At 48.2% G+C, this 17553-nt stretch carries 6 protein-coding genes; 4 read left to right on the top strand and 2 right to left on the bottom strand.

Going from position 1 to position 17553, the window contains the following annotated elements:
- Position 1: 1 nt before the first annotated feature.
- A complete protein-coding gene (locus AC5JLB_RS09090; protein ID WP_495873509.1) occupies positions 2–2578 on the bottom strand; it encodes a TonB-dependent siderophore receptor in 2577 nt (858 codons plus the stop codon).
- 672 nt (positions 2579–3250) lie between these two features.
- Here AC5JLB_RS09090 and AC5JLB_RS09095 point away from each other — a divergent pair.
- Genes AC5JLB_RS09095 through AC5JLB_RS09105 form a run of 3 tightly spaced genes read left to right on the top strand, consistent with a single transcriptional unit; the run spans position 3251 to position 6044 of the window.
- Positions 3251–4183, top strand: a complete 933-nt coding sequence (locus AC5JLB_RS09095; RefSeq protein WP_495873510.1) for a FecCD family ABC transporter permease — start codon at positions 3251–3253, stop codon at positions 4181–4183.
- Positions 4180–5217 (top strand): FecCD family ABC transporter permease, encoded by a 1038-nt coding sequence (locus tag AC5JLB_RS09100; RefSeq protein ID WP_495873511.1) that lies wholly within the window; start codon positions 4180–4182, stop codon positions 5215–5217. Before AC5JLB_RS09095 ends, AC5JLB_RS09100 begins: the two co-directional genes overlap by 4 nt.
- Positions 5214–6044: an ABC transporter ATP-binding protein gene (locus AC5JLB_RS09105; RefSeq protein WP_495873512.1), complete on the top strand. Its 831-nt coding sequence runs from the start codon at positions 5214–5216 to the stop codon at positions 6042–6044. The genes AC5JLB_RS09100 and AC5JLB_RS09105 overlap by 4 nt, the downstream gene beginning before the upstream one ends.
- Positions 6045–6059: 15 nt before the next feature.
- Here AC5JLB_RS09105 and AC5JLB_RS09110 read toward each other — a convergent pair whose 3' ends face one another.
- Entirely contained in the window at positions 6060–8180 is a 2121-nt protein-coding gene (locus AC5JLB_RS09110) for an acylase (protein ID WP_495873513.1), read from the bottom strand.
- 817 nt (positions 8181–8997) lie between these two features.
- Here AC5JLB_RS09110 and AC5JLB_RS09115 point away from each other — a divergent pair.
- On the top strand, positions 8998–17553 hold the full coding sequence (locus AC5JLB_RS09115; protein WP_495873514.1) for an amino acid adenylation domain-containing protein: 8556 nt from the start codon (positions 8998–9000) through the stop codon (positions 17551–17553).

A 17553-nucleotide genomic window follows, 5' to 3' on the forward strand; every position in this document is an offset into this window, starting at 1 on the left:
CCTAAAATTCAACCGAGAGAGAACCGACCACTGTAAAAGGCGAACCTGGATACACTAGAGTGCCTTGCGCCTCGTAATATCGAGTGCCGAAGAGATTTTTGAAGTTGAGTGCAGCCCGATAGTTATCTCGTCGATAAAAGATGGTGGCATCGCCGCGCACAAATGAAGGTAACTCAATGCTGCTTGGCAGTTCGGCTTCACGATCGCCCACAAAGTAGATCCCTCCACCAAACCCTAGTCCTTTCAGACCGCCGCTCTGAATTTCATAGGTTGTCCACAAACTCGCGCTGTGTTGAGGTGCGTTGACCAATCTGCTGCCTACAGCGAGGCTGTTATCTTCACTTACAAAGGCGTCATTGTACCCATACGAGGCGATGATATTCCAGCCAGGAGCGAGTCTTCCGACCACATCTAGCTCAATGCCTCGGCTTTTGATTTCACCCGCCGCGATCGAGAAGAGACCCTCCGTATCGTTGGGATCAGTAGTGGCGACGTTGGTTTTTGTAATGCTATAAGCTGCTAGGGTTGCAGAGAGCCTGCCGCCGAAGAGTTCACTTTTAACTCCGACTTCGTACTGTGTCCCTTTTTCAGGCTCTAACAGATCTCCGCCACTTGTGAGAGCCAAAACATTCGGTTTAAACGATTTGCTAAAACTGGCATACAGCGAAACGGGTTCGATCGGTTGATAAACAATCCCAACGCGAGGAGAGAATGCGGTGTAGTTACGGCTAGAAGTCGTATCTGTCAATCGATCTTCATTCTCAAAATCGATAAAATCGAGACGAGCACCGACCAGAAGTTTGAGATTGGGTAATAACGTGATCTGATCTTGTAAATAGATACCTAATGTGTCGCTGCGTCGATCGTTATCAAACACAGTATCGAGATCAGTCGGAATTGGAGAACCGTAAACCGGATTGAAGATGTTGATTGGAGTAAACTCGGTACGTCGCAACACAGCATCATAAGTGTTTCGGCTCAATTCAAATCCTGCTAACAATTCATGCTTAACAGACCCAGTATTGAAGTTACCGATCAAATCTGTTTGTAGCCCGTAATCCTCGGCTTTCTCCTCAGAAACGGTGTATCTGCGTCGCAACGTTTCACGATCTTCGTTCAGCCGAAACGTGCGGGCTTGAGCATTGGAACGATCGGCATCAAAAATTTGAGCCATAAATGCACTCCGCACCCGCAAGTTTGGATTGAACCGGTGCTCTACAGTCAAGCTAGGTTTGTTACCTGTCAAGCGATAGCGATCGCTAGGTTCTCCCAAAAAGCGGCCAATCGGCAGTCTGAAGATTTCTGGTTCAGCAGGAAAGCCGCGATCGAAGGTTCGGTCTACGTTGACGTATTCATACTCCAACGTCAAATCCGTCGCATCACCGAGCTTAAACGTCAAAACTGGAGCTGCAACAAACACTTCACTGTTGACGAAATCGCGGAAACTTCCTGAGTTTTCGTAGGCAACATTTAAGCGATACAGCACTGACTTATCTGGCGTCAGCGGACCTGAAAAATCAATCGATGGACGGTAGAAGCTGTAGCTACCGATCGCCAATTCACCTGCATAAAAGGGATTGCTCGTCGGTTTTTTCGTAACGTAGTTCACCACGCCACCCGGCTCAAACTGCCCATACAGTACCGAAGCTGGACCTTTGAGCACTTCGATCCGCTCGATGTTGGCGGGATCAGTAAACCCAAGAAATCCATCGTCTCTAAACCCGTTTCTCAGGTTGCTAGACGCGGCCAAACCGCGAATCGTGTAGTTATCAGTCGAGCCACCGTACCCTTGCAAGACCGTCACACCACTAACGTTGCGAACCGCTTCCCCAACGCGAGTGACTTGCTGATCTTGAATCACTTGCTGAGGCACGACTTGAATGGACTGAGGAATGTCTCGCAGAGGTGTATCTGTTCTGGTTGCAGTTGTGGCACTAGGAGCACGATACCCTGGTTCTCCATCGCCTGTGACAACAACCTCTTCCTCATCGGCAGATTCTTCCTCAGACTGATCTGATGCGCGACCGGCAGGTGCAGATGGATTGGGCCGAGCGACCTCTTCCTCATCGGCAGACGGTTCAGGTTGGTTAGACTGGGTTGACGGGTTAGGGTTTGTTTGAGCTGGGTTAGGGGTTGATTCAGAAGGAGGCAGGGGCGTTGTGGCAGTTGTCGCTGGGGCAGTAACACTTAGAACCAGTCTTGGCGTGTTTTCAACAACTTGGGCAGACGGCAACCCGGCTTTGCCTGCGATCGTAACTCGCACCGTGTTAGCCCCCAAGGGCGTTACCGTGATACTAGAGATCGTGTCAGTTGGGTTGTCCTGGCGAAAAGTTTTGCCCTCCAGCAATTGCGCGTTAGCAATGTCTGTAATCAGCGTTTGACCGTAGCGGGTTGTAAAGACTTTAAGTTGCTGGTTACTTGTGCTCTCTAGAACTAGTTCAATCCCCTTAGATGTTGGCTTGACCTGCACAGCTGTGATTTGTGTAACCTCAGCCCAAGCTGGCTGAGCCATCACGACGGATGCTAGACCTGCAACGCCTAAACAAGTAAAGCCTGAAAATGACTGCGCTTTCAACATCTCTCCTCGCACGAAAACATTGGAATGGGATAACAAATTGGCATGATTAAACAGCCTCTACAGAACGAACGCTAGAGGCAAAACCACGAGTTGCGCCAAAGCTCAACCCCAAAGGAATGACAGCTTTAAACGCGAAAGCTTTTTATTAGTCGCTTGAACAATTCTGCTAATCATGTCAAGCAGATGACATAACTTATCATTAAGCAGTGAAGTGGTTCCCCTGTCAACCGTGTTCTATTGAGGATGTTAACTTCTTGCTTCATCGATAAAACCAGTCAGATTTCGTGCTATCAGAGTCATTGAGGATCTGATCTGCTAATTTCGCTTCGATCCAGGTTCCAATCGCTAAACGACTTGCTGTGAACCTAGCTACTTGAAAGTTTGTTTCAACTCTACTTGCAATGTAGCAACTGACCGTTTAATCTTATTGAGAAACCCTCTCAGCTTATTCAACCCGTGTTTAATTCTGTTGCCAGGTTAGCGTCTCTGGCTCGTCATCACAGTCAATTCTTGCAAACCCAATTCTTGCAAACCCGCTAGGAGATGAAGAGAGTGGTCAAACCATCCTCATTAATCAGAGAAAAGGCGCGATCTCCTCAGAAGGTTATAGGAAGATCGCAGGCTTTACTCGTGGTAGGACTTGCGTTATGTTTGCTAGTTCTCTTCATCTGTTTGATAACGAGTATTACCTTTGGGGCAGCAGAGATTCACCCAAATACTGTCTTCGCTGCTTTGACGGCGTTTGATGGTTCTACCGAGCATCTAATTATCCGAACGGTAAGAATGCCACGATCGCTGATTGCGTTGATGGTCGGGGCAGCGTTAGCAGTTGCTGGAACCATTCTGCAAGGACTGACTCGCAATCCTCTAGCTTCACCAGATATTTTGGGCATCAACAGTGGTGCAGCATTTGCAATGGTGCTAGTTTTGTTCCTCCTGGGTGGTGTCTCTGCTCCGGTCTATGTCGGATTTGCCTTTCTTGGTGCAGGACTCACGGCGATCGCAGTCTATTTATTGGGATCTTTGGGTCGAAGCGGTATGACCCCATTGAAGCTTGTATTAGCGGGGTCTGCTCTAACTTATCTCCTCTTTTCACTCACGACAAGCATTCTGATTCTCGATCAAGAAACGCTGGATGAAATTCGTTTTTGGTTAGCGGGATCAGTGGCAGGACGAGATGTGAGCTTATTTTTGCAGGTGCTTCCTTGCATGGTTGTTGGTCTACTCATGGCGTTTGCAATGGGTAAACCGTTAACAACGTTAGCGTTAGGTGAAGATGTCGCAACGGGATTAGGACTGAAAACAGGGTGGGTAAAAGTGACGGCAATAGTTGTAGTGGTGCTATTGGCAGGCAGCGCTGTCGCGATCGCAGGACCCATTTCGTTTATTGGGCTGATTGTTCCGCACGTTGCTCGGTTTTTGATTGGTACTGATTATCGTTGGTTGCTTCCCTATTCCGCCTGTCTCGGTGGCATTCTCTTACTGCTAGCAGATATTGGTGCTCGTTTAATCCTCAAACCTCAAGAGATTCCGGTTGGGATTATGACCAGTCTTCTAGGAGCACCGTTCTTTATTTATTTAGCGCGATCGCGGGTGAAACGATGAATCATTGGATTACGGTTCGTTCTCGGCAGATTTCGTTTCGCATTGATCGGCGTGTTCCCATTGTTTTAGTCGTATTGGGGCTGATAACCTTAGCGATCGTGCTTCTAAGTTTGGGACAAGGTGAATATCCTATTTCGCCTATTGATGTATTAAAGACATTATTAAAAATTGAGACAGATAACGCTGATTACGATTTCATTATTCACACGTTGCGGTTGCCGCGTGCATTGATTGCTTTTCTGGTTGGGGTTGGATTTGCGATTTCTGGAGCAATCCTACAAGGAATAACACGCAATCCACTTGCCGCTCCAGATATAATTGGCATTAATGCAGGCGCGAGCGTAGTCGCCGTTAGCTTCATTGTGCTATTTCCATCTGTTCCAGGGTTTGTGCTCCCGATCGCGGCATTTGCAGGAGCATTTGTAGCTGCAATTTTAATTTATCTGCTCGCATGGGATGGAGGAAGTTCACCGATTCGTTTAATTTTAATCGGTGTAGGCATTGCGGCTTTTACCAATGCTGTTATTTCAGTTATGCTCACGTTTGGACAGATCAATAGCGTTAGCCAAGCGTGGATTTGGATAACGGGAAGCGTCTACGGACGCAGTTGGGAGCATCTCTTGCCGCTTTTGCCCTGGCTCATCGTCCTTATTCCGCTGGCGCTGTTGCTGTCTCGCGATTTGAATGTTTTGCATTTAGGAGACGATGTGGCGCGGGGAGTGGGGAGCCGAGTTGAATGGCAGCGTGTCCTGTTGTTAATTACAAGTGTTGCGCTCACGGGTGCTTCGGTAGCAACAGCAGGCACCGTTGGATTTGTTGGACTAATGGCTCCTCATCTAGCTCGGCAATTAGTCGGAACCGCTTATGAGGGATTATTGCCCACGGCTGCCCTCATGGGGGGCATGATCACAGTTCTAGCTGATTTGCTTGGGCGGACGCTGTTTGCTCCAACTGAGCTACCCTGTGGTGTGATTACCGCCACGATCGGCGCACCCTATTTTCTTTACTTGCTATACCAAAATCGTCATCAATGAATGCAGAAAATTCCGCAGTAACTGCGCAAGCGCTCTCGCAAAGAATCGCACTCACTACTCGCAAGCTCACTCTAGCTTACGATGGTGCATCTGTAATTTCAGACTTGGATCTGGCGATTCCAGCCGGAAAAATCACCGTTCTCGTTGGCTCAAACGGGTGCGGTAAGTCTACGCTGCTGCGTGGCTTAGCTCGGTTGCTTAAACCTCGTCATGGTACTGTCTACCTCGATAGTGCTTCTATCTTTAAGCTGTCTACCAAAGAAGTTGCGAAACGGTTGGGTATTTTGCCCCAAGGACCCGTTGCTCCCGAAGGTTTGACAGTTCGAGAATTAGTAGCACAGGGACGCTATCCGCATCAAAATTGGCTACAACAGTGGTCAAAAGAAGATGAGTGGATGGTAGAGCAAGCTTTGTCAATTACTGACATGATCGAGCTAGCCGATCGATCGTTAGACACGCTTTCTGGAGGTCAGCGACAGCGAGCCTGGATTGCTATGTCGCTGTCGCAAAACACAGATATTCTCTTGCTCGACGAACCAACTACATTCCTTGATTTAGCACATCAGATCGAAGTTCTAGATTTGCTCTACGATTTGAATCAAACCCAAGGACGAACGATCGTGATGGTGCTGCACGACTTGAATCAAGCCTGCCGATACGCCGATTGTTTGGTTGCGATCGCGCAAGGACAGGTTGTAGCTCAGGGAGAACCTGCCCAGATTATGACGGAAGCGTTAGTGCGAGAGGTGTTTGGGCTAGAGAGCCGGATTATTCAAGATCCGGTTGCCGGAACACCGCTTTGCATTCCCGTTGGTCGGCGTCGATAAGTTGACGATTCCCCCTCAAAATACCTGGCGGGATACGAGATGAGCTTCGATGTCTTGTCGCGATCGCCAAACGGGACGTAACTGTTTTTGAATCGCAAATGGTAACTGATCGGTTTGATGCGGCGAATTAGGCTGAGTCAAGTTGCCATAGGTGTTCAGTACCTTGGCTTTCACTGGGTTAGAAAACTCCACGACTGCAATGAATGAGTCGCCACCAATGTTCGTAAATTGTCCATCTCCAGTGGGTACAAACCAGAGATTGCGAAAGATTCCTAGGGGATCTTCTGCACCATCTGCGGGCAAATCTTTACCTGCATGTTGAATCCGAAAGACCTTGCCCCACGGGACATCGAGAGAACCATAGTCTGCCTCAATTTTCTGAGCAGCGGCTGTCAAGGCAGCGATCGCGGTTTCAGGATCAGCAATGCCATTGGGTGTGCTAAGTGGTGAATCTAGATGCCAAGATGTTGCAAAAAAATTGGACAAGTCAAGCTCTTGTACCCAAGCCGCAAACAGGACTGCGCCTCGGCTTTCTGGCTCTGTATGTCGATCCCAGTTGGCTAACACCTCGGCCGCTCGACGAGTTAATTCATCCTCTTGTTGCTGTGCTAGCAGAATCAGATCATCCAGCAAACGGTCTGCTAGTTCTGAGCGAGTGGAGTACTTCAACTCAATGACATCCTCAAATGAAAGATTGGCATTTTCTTGCAGCATTCGGGCTGAACGTTGCGCTCGAAAATTCATTGAGCCGTTAGGAGCGATATAAGGCGGATAATCCGTGGGCTTGAGTGGTGCAGGAAATGTGGTTGTCCAGGGTGGATCGTTCGCGTTTTGCACCCACCCACTAGCGGGATCAACCACTTTAGGCAGGTCGCGGTAGGGGTGAGTTTTAGTCCACAGTGTTGCGGAGGTATTACCAGGAATCAACTCTTTCCAGAATTTAAAATCTCCATGAGGACGAATCGGAACTCGACCGTTAAACAGATGCATAATATGTCCGGCACAATCGGCATATAGGACCGTAAACATGGGAATTTGCAGTCGTTTCAAGGCAGCCTCAAACTGAGATAGGTTATTGGCGCGTGCCATCTTCCACCATTGCTCTAAGGCTCTTGGTTGATCCAGTCCAACGACTCGAATTGCGATCGCGCGACCATCTGGTGTATGTATCACTGGGCCATGAATCGAGTGTTGGACTGGAAAAGATTTTTCCTGAATGGTTCCATCGCTTTGTTTAATTTTTAGAGTTTGCTGCTTGGCTTTAAAGTCGCAAATTTTACCATTCCAGCGATAACCACCTTCGGCTAGTTCTAGTTCATAAGCAGTCCAACCATGGTGAGTATTGACGGTGTGAGTCCACCCCAGAGAATTGTTAAAGGCAATCTCTAAAACGGGTGTACCGACTAAGGCGGCTCCGTAGGCATCAATTCCAGGAGCAGTGAGTTGAGCTTCGTACCAGAGAAACAAGTCAGACCAGTATAAGTGTGGATTTGCTAGCAGCATAGCGTTGCCGCTTTTGGAATGAGATGGCGCGATCGCCCAGCCATTAGAGCCAGGTACATGCTCGCTAACGACTTCCTCTTGCTCGATAATTCCTGCAACTTTTTCAGGATTCACTATAAACGTGAAATTGAGCACCCGCTGAGTGTGTGCCAAAACATCTACTGCGGTGACTGGCAGCACGACTTTAAATGTATCATCGATCGATTCAGGATGCTGTCGAGCATAGGCGTTCATTCCATCGGCGAAAGCATCAAGATAGCGACGAAATCTGGGAGTCTGTGCCGCATACCATTGACGTGCGCGGGCTGAAACATCCATCATTCGCACCCACTGATCTGATTCTAAGTAGTCCTCTCCCCAATATTCTGCTGCTCGTCCTCTCGCTTGACCATAAAGACGCAGCAGCAAATTGCCATGACTGTGCATCTGTGCCCAACCAAAGGCATGAAATAAACCCTTTGAATTTTGCGCATAGATGTGGGGAACGCCATAGGTATCCCACAGTAGTTCGGTCTGCCCGATCGCCTGTTTGTTGAGATCAGAGATCGGGACGAATACAGAATCGAGTACAGCTAGGCAACTTGAGAGTAGGCGACTCCGAAGATGAGGCGGCTTAAATCGCATAAATGACATAAACGTAGCTCAAATGGTGAACTCAAATGCTACACACAACAGGAAAACCAATTTTTTGCAAATCAATAACACAACAGATTTAAACCCCGTGAGTCATTGGCTCGGAACGAGTGCCACCTTGCTGCTGCTCGTGCGCGTTACAACAGGAATCTAGATAACAAATTTTTTAGTCATTGATTGAATCACTGACAAACTCAAATGAGAATTCCAATCATTATTAGGCGGGATAAATACTGTTATTGTCAAGCTTATCAAGATTGATATGCGTGGGTTGCTCTTGTTGAAGTTTTGCTGATCATCCTCGTCTAGTGAGTCGAATGTTTTTGAAATTTCTGTCTACCGCTCTTAATTGATAGGTCTTTGCGGGTAGAACAACCTGAAATGCATTGCTCTGTTAGTTCAACTCAACCCATTTGTGTATTGATAACTATTCTCTATTAATTACCAGTAAATTTAGCAAATCTCTTAACCCTTGTTGAGAATAACTGGCATTTGTTGTATTTTTGGTTAGTCACTACTTTTGCAATGTCATCACAGTGCAACTCTGCTCTAATGCTGGTGAGCAATTATGTGGAGATTAGTAGCCAGTACAACTAGTTGACTGCATGGTTTAGTCATTAAGTTTAAGCAGAAACGCTTCAAAGCAAATGCCCTCATAGCGAGTAGGGCTGACCTTCTGATGTAGCAGCGCGCGCGATCGCTACTATATGCACGAGCAAACTGCTTCAAAGTTGATATCAGATTTGGCAACTATTTCTTACCGATAGCCAGATTGGCTGCTTCTAAAGTTCTGGGTTCATCAAGCAGGAAGACTTCAATGTTCGCCCCTCATCATCATTTTCTCAAACAACCTCTCGATCGCTGTACATTGGTTGACCTTGTGCGTCACAGAGCGATGCATCAGCCCGACCAAACAGCGTATCGCTTTCTAGGTGATGGAGAGACAGAGACTGCTAGCCTCACTTACCAAGAATTGGATCGGCGCAGTCGAGCTATTGCAGCGCAACTGCAAGCATTCAATTTGCGGGGCGAACGAGCGTTACTGCTCTATCCACCAGGATTAGATTACATTACTGCTTTCTTTGGCTGTCTGTATGCTGGCGTGATTGCGGTTCCAGCGTATCCTCCACACAATCAGCGCAACACTCCTAGAATTCGGGCAGTTGTTGCAGACGCTAACGCTGCGATCGCGCTAACAACCAGCACTATCCAAGACAGAACTCAATTCCTGCTTGCAGACAAAACAGAATTAAACAACCTCCAATGGCTGGCAACCGACACTTTGGATGATCGCCTTGCTGAAGATTGGCAGGCTCCCGCGATCGCGGCAGATAGTTTGGCATTTCTGCAATACACCTCTGGGTCAACGGGAACGCCCAAGGGAGTGATGTTAAGTCATGGCAACTTGTTGCACAATGCTGCCATCACCTACCACTGCATGGAGCACTCCGACGCGAGCCAGTTTGTTTCTTGGTTACCGGTCTACCACGATATGGGATTAATTGGCGGAGTTTTACAGCCGCTCTATGGTGGGTTTCCTTGTACATTGATGTCGCCTGCCTCGTTTCTTCAACGTCCTTATCGCTGGCTGCAAGCAATCTCCCGCTTCGGAGGAACAACCAGCGGAGGTCCTAATTTTGCCTATGAGTTTTGCATTGAGAAGATCACGCCCGAACAACGGAAAACCCTGGATTTAAGCAGTTGGAGTGTCGCATTCAATGGGGCTGAACCGATTCGGCAGTCTACGTTACAGCGATTTGCAGATACCTTTGCTGAATGTGGGTTTCGACCTGAAGCCTTCTATCCCTGCTATGGGTTAGCTGAAGCTAGCTTAATGGTGTCAGGCAGTTGCAAAGCCGATCGACCTGTTAGTAAGACTGTAGACGCAGTTGCATTAGAGCAAAACCGGATTGTAGATACTGTATCTGAAAATCAGACAGCTTCGTGTGTGTTAGTAGGTAGTGGTCAGGCTGTTCCTGAACAGCAAATTGCGATTGCTCATCCTGAAAGTGGGACTCTTTGTGCTGAGCATGAGATTGGAGAAATTTGGGTATCAGGTCCGAGTATAGGTCGAGGCTACTGGAATCGGTTTGAGGAGACAGTTAGCACGTTTCAAGCCTATTTATCTGATGCCCACGAGGGTCCCTTTTTACGGACTGGTGATTTAGGCTTCTTGTATCAAGGGGAACTATTTGTTACCGGACGAGCCAAAGATTTAATCATCATTCGGGGACGTAACCTTTATCCACAAGACCTTGAACTTGTAGCAGAACAAAGTCATTCTGCTTTGAGAGCAAGCAGTAGTGCGGCGTTTGCTGTTGAAGTTGGCACTGAAGAACAATTGGTCGTGGTGCAAGAGGTCGAATTTCGCCAAAAACCAGATGTAGCAGAGGTGACAGCGGCCATTCGTCAAGCGATCGCAGAAGCGTATGAGGTACAAGCCTACGGCGTTGTGCTGATCAAGCCAGGAACCATCCCGAAAACTTCCAGTGGTAAAATTCAGCGTCGTGCGTGTCGATCGGAGTTTCTTGTAGGCAAGCTACAAGTGTTGGGGAGCAGCATTCTAGAAGTAACCGAGACTGATAGTGACGATCGTCATCTCAACCGTGAAACTCTACTGGCAACGTCTTCAGAAGCCCGCCGAACCCAGTTAGAAGCGTATCTTCAGCACCAAGTTACCCGTGTCTTAAAAGCGGCTTCTCCTGACCTTCACCAATCGCTAGCGGCTTGGGGATTAGATTCTCTCAAGATCGTTGAACTCAAAAATCAGATTGAGACGGATTTGGGAATTGAGATTGGGATGACCTGTTTCTTTAGTGGTGCAAGCATTACTCAATTAGCACAGCAGATTCTCGCGCAGCTTGAAACTGCCGCACCCGTTCTGCCCCTAACGCCAGTCGCGCGCGATCGCACCCTACCGCTATCTTTTGCGCAGGAGCGACTATGGTTTCTGGATCAGTTAGAACCAGGCAATCCGTTCTATAACCTTGCAGCGACAGTTCGATTGGTGGGACATCTTAATATTGCAGCCCTCCATCAAAGCTTGAATGCGCTAGTTGAACGGCACGAAATCTTACGCACGCGATTCGACATTGTGGATGGTCAGCCAATTCAGATCATTTCGGCTGCTCGTGTTGATCTACCCATCATTGATCTGAGCAACGTTTCATCCACAGAACAAGAATCTGAAGTCCGTCGATTGTCGTTAGAGCAGGCGCGATCGTCGTTTGACCTTCAGCAGGGTTCTTTGTTACGTGGTCAACTGGTGTCCTTGAGTAAGCATGAGCATGTCCTATTACTGTGCGCTCACCACATCATTTTTGATGGTTGGTCAACTGATGTTTTCCTCCAAGAACTCGCATCTTTTTACCAAACGTTTCTCGATCAAACCCCCTCACCTCTTCCCGCTTTACCAATTCAATACGCCGACTTTGCAACCTGGCAGCGTCAGTGGTTGCAGGGGGAGATTTTAGACGCTCAACTCACGTATTGGAAACAGCAGCTTTCGGGTAGTTTACCTGTTCTCAATTTGCCAACCGATTTTCCCCGCCCACCGATGCAAACATTTCACGGGGCAAGACGAGCGTTTGTTCTGTCTCAGCCGTTGCACCAAGCACTGCTCAAACTGAGTCAACAGGAAGACACGACATTGTTCATGACAGTGTTAGCCGCATTCAAGACGTTGCTGCATCGCTACACTGGGCAGGAAGATATTTTAGTTGGAACACCGATCGCGAATCGGAATCGGGCTGAGCTAGAAGGCTTGATTGGGTTCTTTGTAAATACATTGGTGCTGCGGACTGATCTGGCAAGCAATCCTTCTTTCAGAGAGTTATTGAGCCGAGTTCGACAAGTTGCGTTAGAAGCATACGCACATCAGGATTTGCCGTTTGAGAAGCTGGTAGAGGAAGTACAACCAGAGCGCGACTTAAGTTATTCACCCTTGTTTCAGGTCTCTTTTGTTCTGCAAAATGCTTTAACTCAAGCTCTGTCGCTATCCGATCTGACGCTGAGTCTGAAGGAGGTCGATACAGAAGTTGCAAGATTTGATTTGACGTTATTTGTAGAGGAAACGGCTGAGGGACTCGTCGGCACGCTGGAATATAACGCTGATTTATTTCAAGCAACCACGATCGCGCGTTTCATCGAGCATTTCCAAACCCTATTAGAAGGCATTGCCGCCAATCCTGATCAACGGCTGTCTGATCTACCCGTATTGACCTCTGATGAACGGCACCAACTGTTAGTTGAGTGGAACAAAACTCAGACAGACTATCCTCATGATCAATGTATTCATCGGCGATTTGAGGCACAGGTTGTACAAACACCTGATGCAGTTGCGATCGTATGTGCAGAGCAGCAATTAACCTATCAAGAATTAAACCGACGAGCAAATCAGCTTGCCCATTATCTGCAAAAGCTGGGGGTCAAACCAGAAGTTCCGGTTGGGGTTTGCATCGATCGCTCTCCTGAAATGATTATTGGTATCCTCGGCATCCTCAAAGCTGGAGGAGCTTATGTACCGATTGATCCAAGCTATCCTCAAGCGCGTTTGGCATTCATGCTAAACGATACACAAGTGCCCGTTGTGCTGACGCGATCGCCGTTGTTAGACCAATTGCCCGAAACTCAAGCAAAATTGCTCTGCTTAGATACGGATTGGGAAATTATTGAAGAGACGGATCAAAATCCTACATCCTCAGCGACACCTAATAACTTGGCGTACGTGATGTATACGTCCGGTTCTACTGGGCAACCCAAAGGGGTCAGCATCATTCATCGGGGAGTCGTGCGATTAGTTCAAAACAACCATTACGCAAACCTAACTGCCGAAGAAGTTTTTCTTCAGCTAGCATCGATCGCGTTTGATGCTTCAACGTTTGAGATTTGGGGCAGTTTGCTCAACGGAGCGCGATTAGTGCTGATGCCTCCTGGCGTTCCTTCACTGCAAGAGTTGGGTCAAGCAATTCGGCAGCACCAAATTACGACTTTGTGGCTGACGGTAGGGCTGTTTCATCAAATGGTCGATGAGCAGCTAGAGGACTTGAAACCATTACGGCAACTGTTAGCCGGGGGTGACGTTTTATCAGTTTCTCATGTGCAAAAGTTGCTGCAAGCTGTGCCAGAATTGCGTCTAATTAATGGGTATGGACCTACTGAAAATACGACATTCACCTGCTGCTATTCGATCGTACCTGACCAAGTGGAAGCAACTGTGGCGATCGGACGCCCGATCGCTAATACGCAAGTTTATCTCCTAGATGCTCAACTACAGCCCGTCCCGATCGGCGTTCCTGGAGAACTTTACATCGGCGGTGATGGACTAGCCCGTGGTTATTTCAATCGTCCAGAGCTGACGGCTGAGCGATTTATTCCTAATCCGTTTCAGAGAGAGCATGATAGTCCAATACTCCACAAAACTGGAGATTTGGCGCGGTATCGATCGGATGGCAACATTGAGTTTTTAGGTCGTTTAGACACTCAGGTAAAACTGCGAGGATTCCGCATTGAGTTGGGTGAGATTGAGACGGTACTCAGCCAACATCCAGCAGTGCAAACGAGCGTTGTGGTGGTTCGAGAAGACGAACATAACAACCAGAGTTTGGTTGCGCATGTGGTGCCGCATCAGGCATTCTCACCTACAACTGCCGACTTCCGTTCTTTCTTGTCGGCAAAACTGCCGGAATACATGATTCCATCGCACTTTGTATGTTTAGAAGCGTTGCCTCTCACTTCAAATGGCAAAGTAGATCGTTGTGCCTTACCTGCACCAGACAAGCTAGAACGAGAGACCTCTTTTGTTGCGCCTCGCACTGCCACAGAGCAACAGTTAGCTGAGATTTGGGCGAAGGTGCTAGGGCTGCAACAGGTTGGAATTCATGACAATTTCTTCGAGTTAGGAGGGCACTCGCTGCTGGCAACCCAACTGATTGCCAAAATACGAGACACGCTGCACGTGGAACTGCCGTTGCGCTGTCTATTCCAAACTCCGACGATCGCTAGCCTAGCAAATACCATTGCTCAGACAAAATTGCTGGAACTCCAACCCCTAAATAGCCTACCTACGATCGCGCCCGATCTGAGCCAACGCTACCAGCCGTTCCCCTTGAATGAAATGCAGCAAGCTTATTGGCTAGGCAGAACGAGCATTTTTGAAATGGGGAATGTCGCGATTCACGGTTATGTCGAGATTGAAAGCGACGAGCTAGACCTAGAACGGTTTAATCTAGCATGGCAGCGATTAGTAGAACGTCACGATATGCTGCGAGCGATCGTGACACCAGATGGACACCAGCAAATTTTGCAGCAGGTGCCGACCTATGAAATTCCAGTATTGGATTTGCGGGGACAAGAACCGGGACAGGTAGAGTCGCAATTGCAAGCCATTCGAGAGGAATTGTCGCATCAAGTCTTACCGCTCGATCGTTTTCCTTTATTTGATCTGCGAGCGTCTCGATTGAGCGATCGTCGAATTCGTCTGCACATCAGCATGGATGCCATTTGTTTAGATGGCTGGAGCTATCAAATTCTGTTCCGGGATTTGATGCAGCTTTACCGAAATCCAGATGCCGCATTGATGCCCCTAGAAGTTTCTTTTCGGGACTATGTTTTGGCAGTGCTGGATCTGCAAAACTCCCCAATTTACGAGCAATCTTTGCAGTATTGGCGCGATCGTCTAGCAACGTTACCTCCTGCACCGGAGCTACCTCTAGCGAAGGCTCCGAGTTCGCTCACGCAACCCCGCTTCAAGCGTTGGAGCGCTACTTTAGCTCCTGAACTTTGGCAACGGTTAAAGGCTCGATCGGGTCGATCCGGACTGTCTCCCACAGGCGTTTTGTTAGCGGTCTACGCTGAAGTTCTTGCGACTTGGAGTAAGAGTCCACGCTTTACGCTCAACGTACCGCGCTTTAACCGACTGCCACTCCACCCGCAGGTGAATGACTTGATTGGTGAATTTGCCTCGTTTACGCTGCTAGAGGTTGATCACACTTATCCTGCTTCTTTTGAGGTTAGGGCACAACGCTTGCAGGCCCAACTTTGGCAAGATTTAGAGCATCCCTATGTTAGTGGTGTGCGAGTGCTGCGGGAACTGGCGCAAGCTCATGGTAAGACGACGGGAATTCCCATGCCGATCGTGTTCACAACTTATCCACAAAATACACCTGGAGAAACCAATTCCTCGATCGCGACCCTGATTCAAGAACTGGGAGACATTATTTATATCCTCGGACAAACTCCCCAAGTTTGGATTGATAGCCAGTTTAGTGAGGCAGAAGGCGCACTGTATTTGAACTGGGATGCTGTAGAAGAACTCTTCCCAGCGGGCATGTTAGATGATATGTTTGCTGCCTACTGTGGCTTACTACAACGGCTCGCAACCGAAGAGACAACATGGCAGGAAACTAACCGACAATTATTGCCTTCAGTTCAGCAAGTACAACAGAATGCAATTCGTACCAACCAAACTTCGATTCCAGACAAGCTCTTGCATACGCTGTTTGCCGATCAAGTTGTTCAACGGCCTCAACAGGTTGCTGTGATTGCGTCTGATTGCACTCTCACCTACGAGGAATTATTCCAGCGATCGAATCAGGTAGGACATCGGTTGCGCCAATTAGGAGTACACCCGAATCAGCTTGTGGCGATTGTCATGGATAAAGGCTGGGAGCAAATTGTTGCAGTGATGGGTATTCTCAATGCTGGAGCTGCCTATTTACCGATTGATCCAGAATTGCCGCTAGAACGGCTTCAGTATGTTTTAGAGAATGCTGAAGTAGCGGTTGTATTAACCCAATCGTGGTTGTGTGAGCGATTACAAGAATTAACAATCGCCCAATCCATTTGCGTCGATACCAATGTATTGAACAAGGAACCAGTAACGCTACTTGAACCCGTACAGCAACTCGATGATCTCGCCTATGTAATTTACACCTCTGGCTCAACAGGATTGCCTAAAGGTGTGATGATTGCTCACCGAGGTGTGGTGAATACGATCGTTCAGACGAATCAGCATTTCCAGATTGGCAGTCGCGATCGCGTGTTGGCACTAACAGCGCTGCATCACGATATGTCAGTCTACGACATCTTCGGCGCGTTAGCCGCAGGCGGAACCCTAGTGATCCCGAATGCAGCGCTTCGACGCGATCCCGCGCATTGGGCAGAGTTAATGAGGTGCGAACAGGTAACGATTTGGAACTCGGTTCCTGCCATGATGGAGATGCTGTTAGAGTATGCTGCCGAACGTTCCGACGTACTTCCTGGGAGTTTGCAGTGGGCATTTTTAGGCGGCGACTGGATTTCTGTAACGTTGCCCGATCGTCTTAAAGCGTTGGTTCCAGAAGCGCAAGTCGTTAGCGTCGGAGGACCGACCGAGACGACTTTATGGAACATTTGGTATCCGGTTGAAACCGTTGACCCTAGCTGGAAAAGTATCCCCTACGGCAAACCGATCGCCAATACCCAGTACTACATTTTGAATCAAGCCTTGGAAGAATGCCCTGTCTGGGTTCCCGGTGAAATGTACTGTGCGGGGGTAGGTTTAGCACAAGGCTACTGGCGCAATTCTGAAAAGACGCAGGAGAGTTTTATTCAACATCCCGTAACAGGTGTGCGATTGTATCGCACCGGGGATTTAGGGCGCTATCTACCCGATGGCAACATTGAGTTTCTAGGTAGAGACGACTTCCGACTCAAGATTCGCGGACAACGAATTGAGGCAGGAGAAATCGAAGCAGTTCTCAATCATCATCCACTGGTGCGATCGAGCGTTGTGATGGCAGTGGGTGAACAGCCTAACCGTCAGATTCTAGCGGCTTACGTTGTCACAGCATCAGAAGCGACTCCCACCGTAGAAGAACTGCGTCAATTTCTGCTCCAAAAACTGCCAGAATATATGGTGCCTGCTGCATTCTTGATGTTGGATGCACTGCCTCTAACACCCAACGGCAAAGTTGATCGTCGTTCGCTCGCCGCACTTCCCTTATCCAATCTCGATGGCATTTCATCTCAAAGAGATTTTGCTGCGCCTCAGACTGCTCTAGAAAAGGTGCTAGCAGGGATTTGGGCAGACGTGTTGCAACTTGAACAGGTTGGCATTCACGATAATTTCTTTCTTGATTTAGGCGGCAACTCTTTACTAGCAACCCAAGTGGTATCCGCCGTTCGGGACACTCTGCAAGTAAACTTGGGCTTGCGCTGCTTGTTTGACTCACCCACGATCGCAGAGCAAGCAGCAGATTTACTCAAAGATCCTGTTCAAGCAAAGCAAGTCAAGCAAACCGCTCAATTGTTGTTAACGATCGCAGAGCTTTCTGATCACGAAGTTGAAACTTTGCTCGAAGAAAAGCGATCACACCTGCAAGTTAGCGTTTGA

This window comes from Myxacorys chilensis, assembly GCF_059505265.1.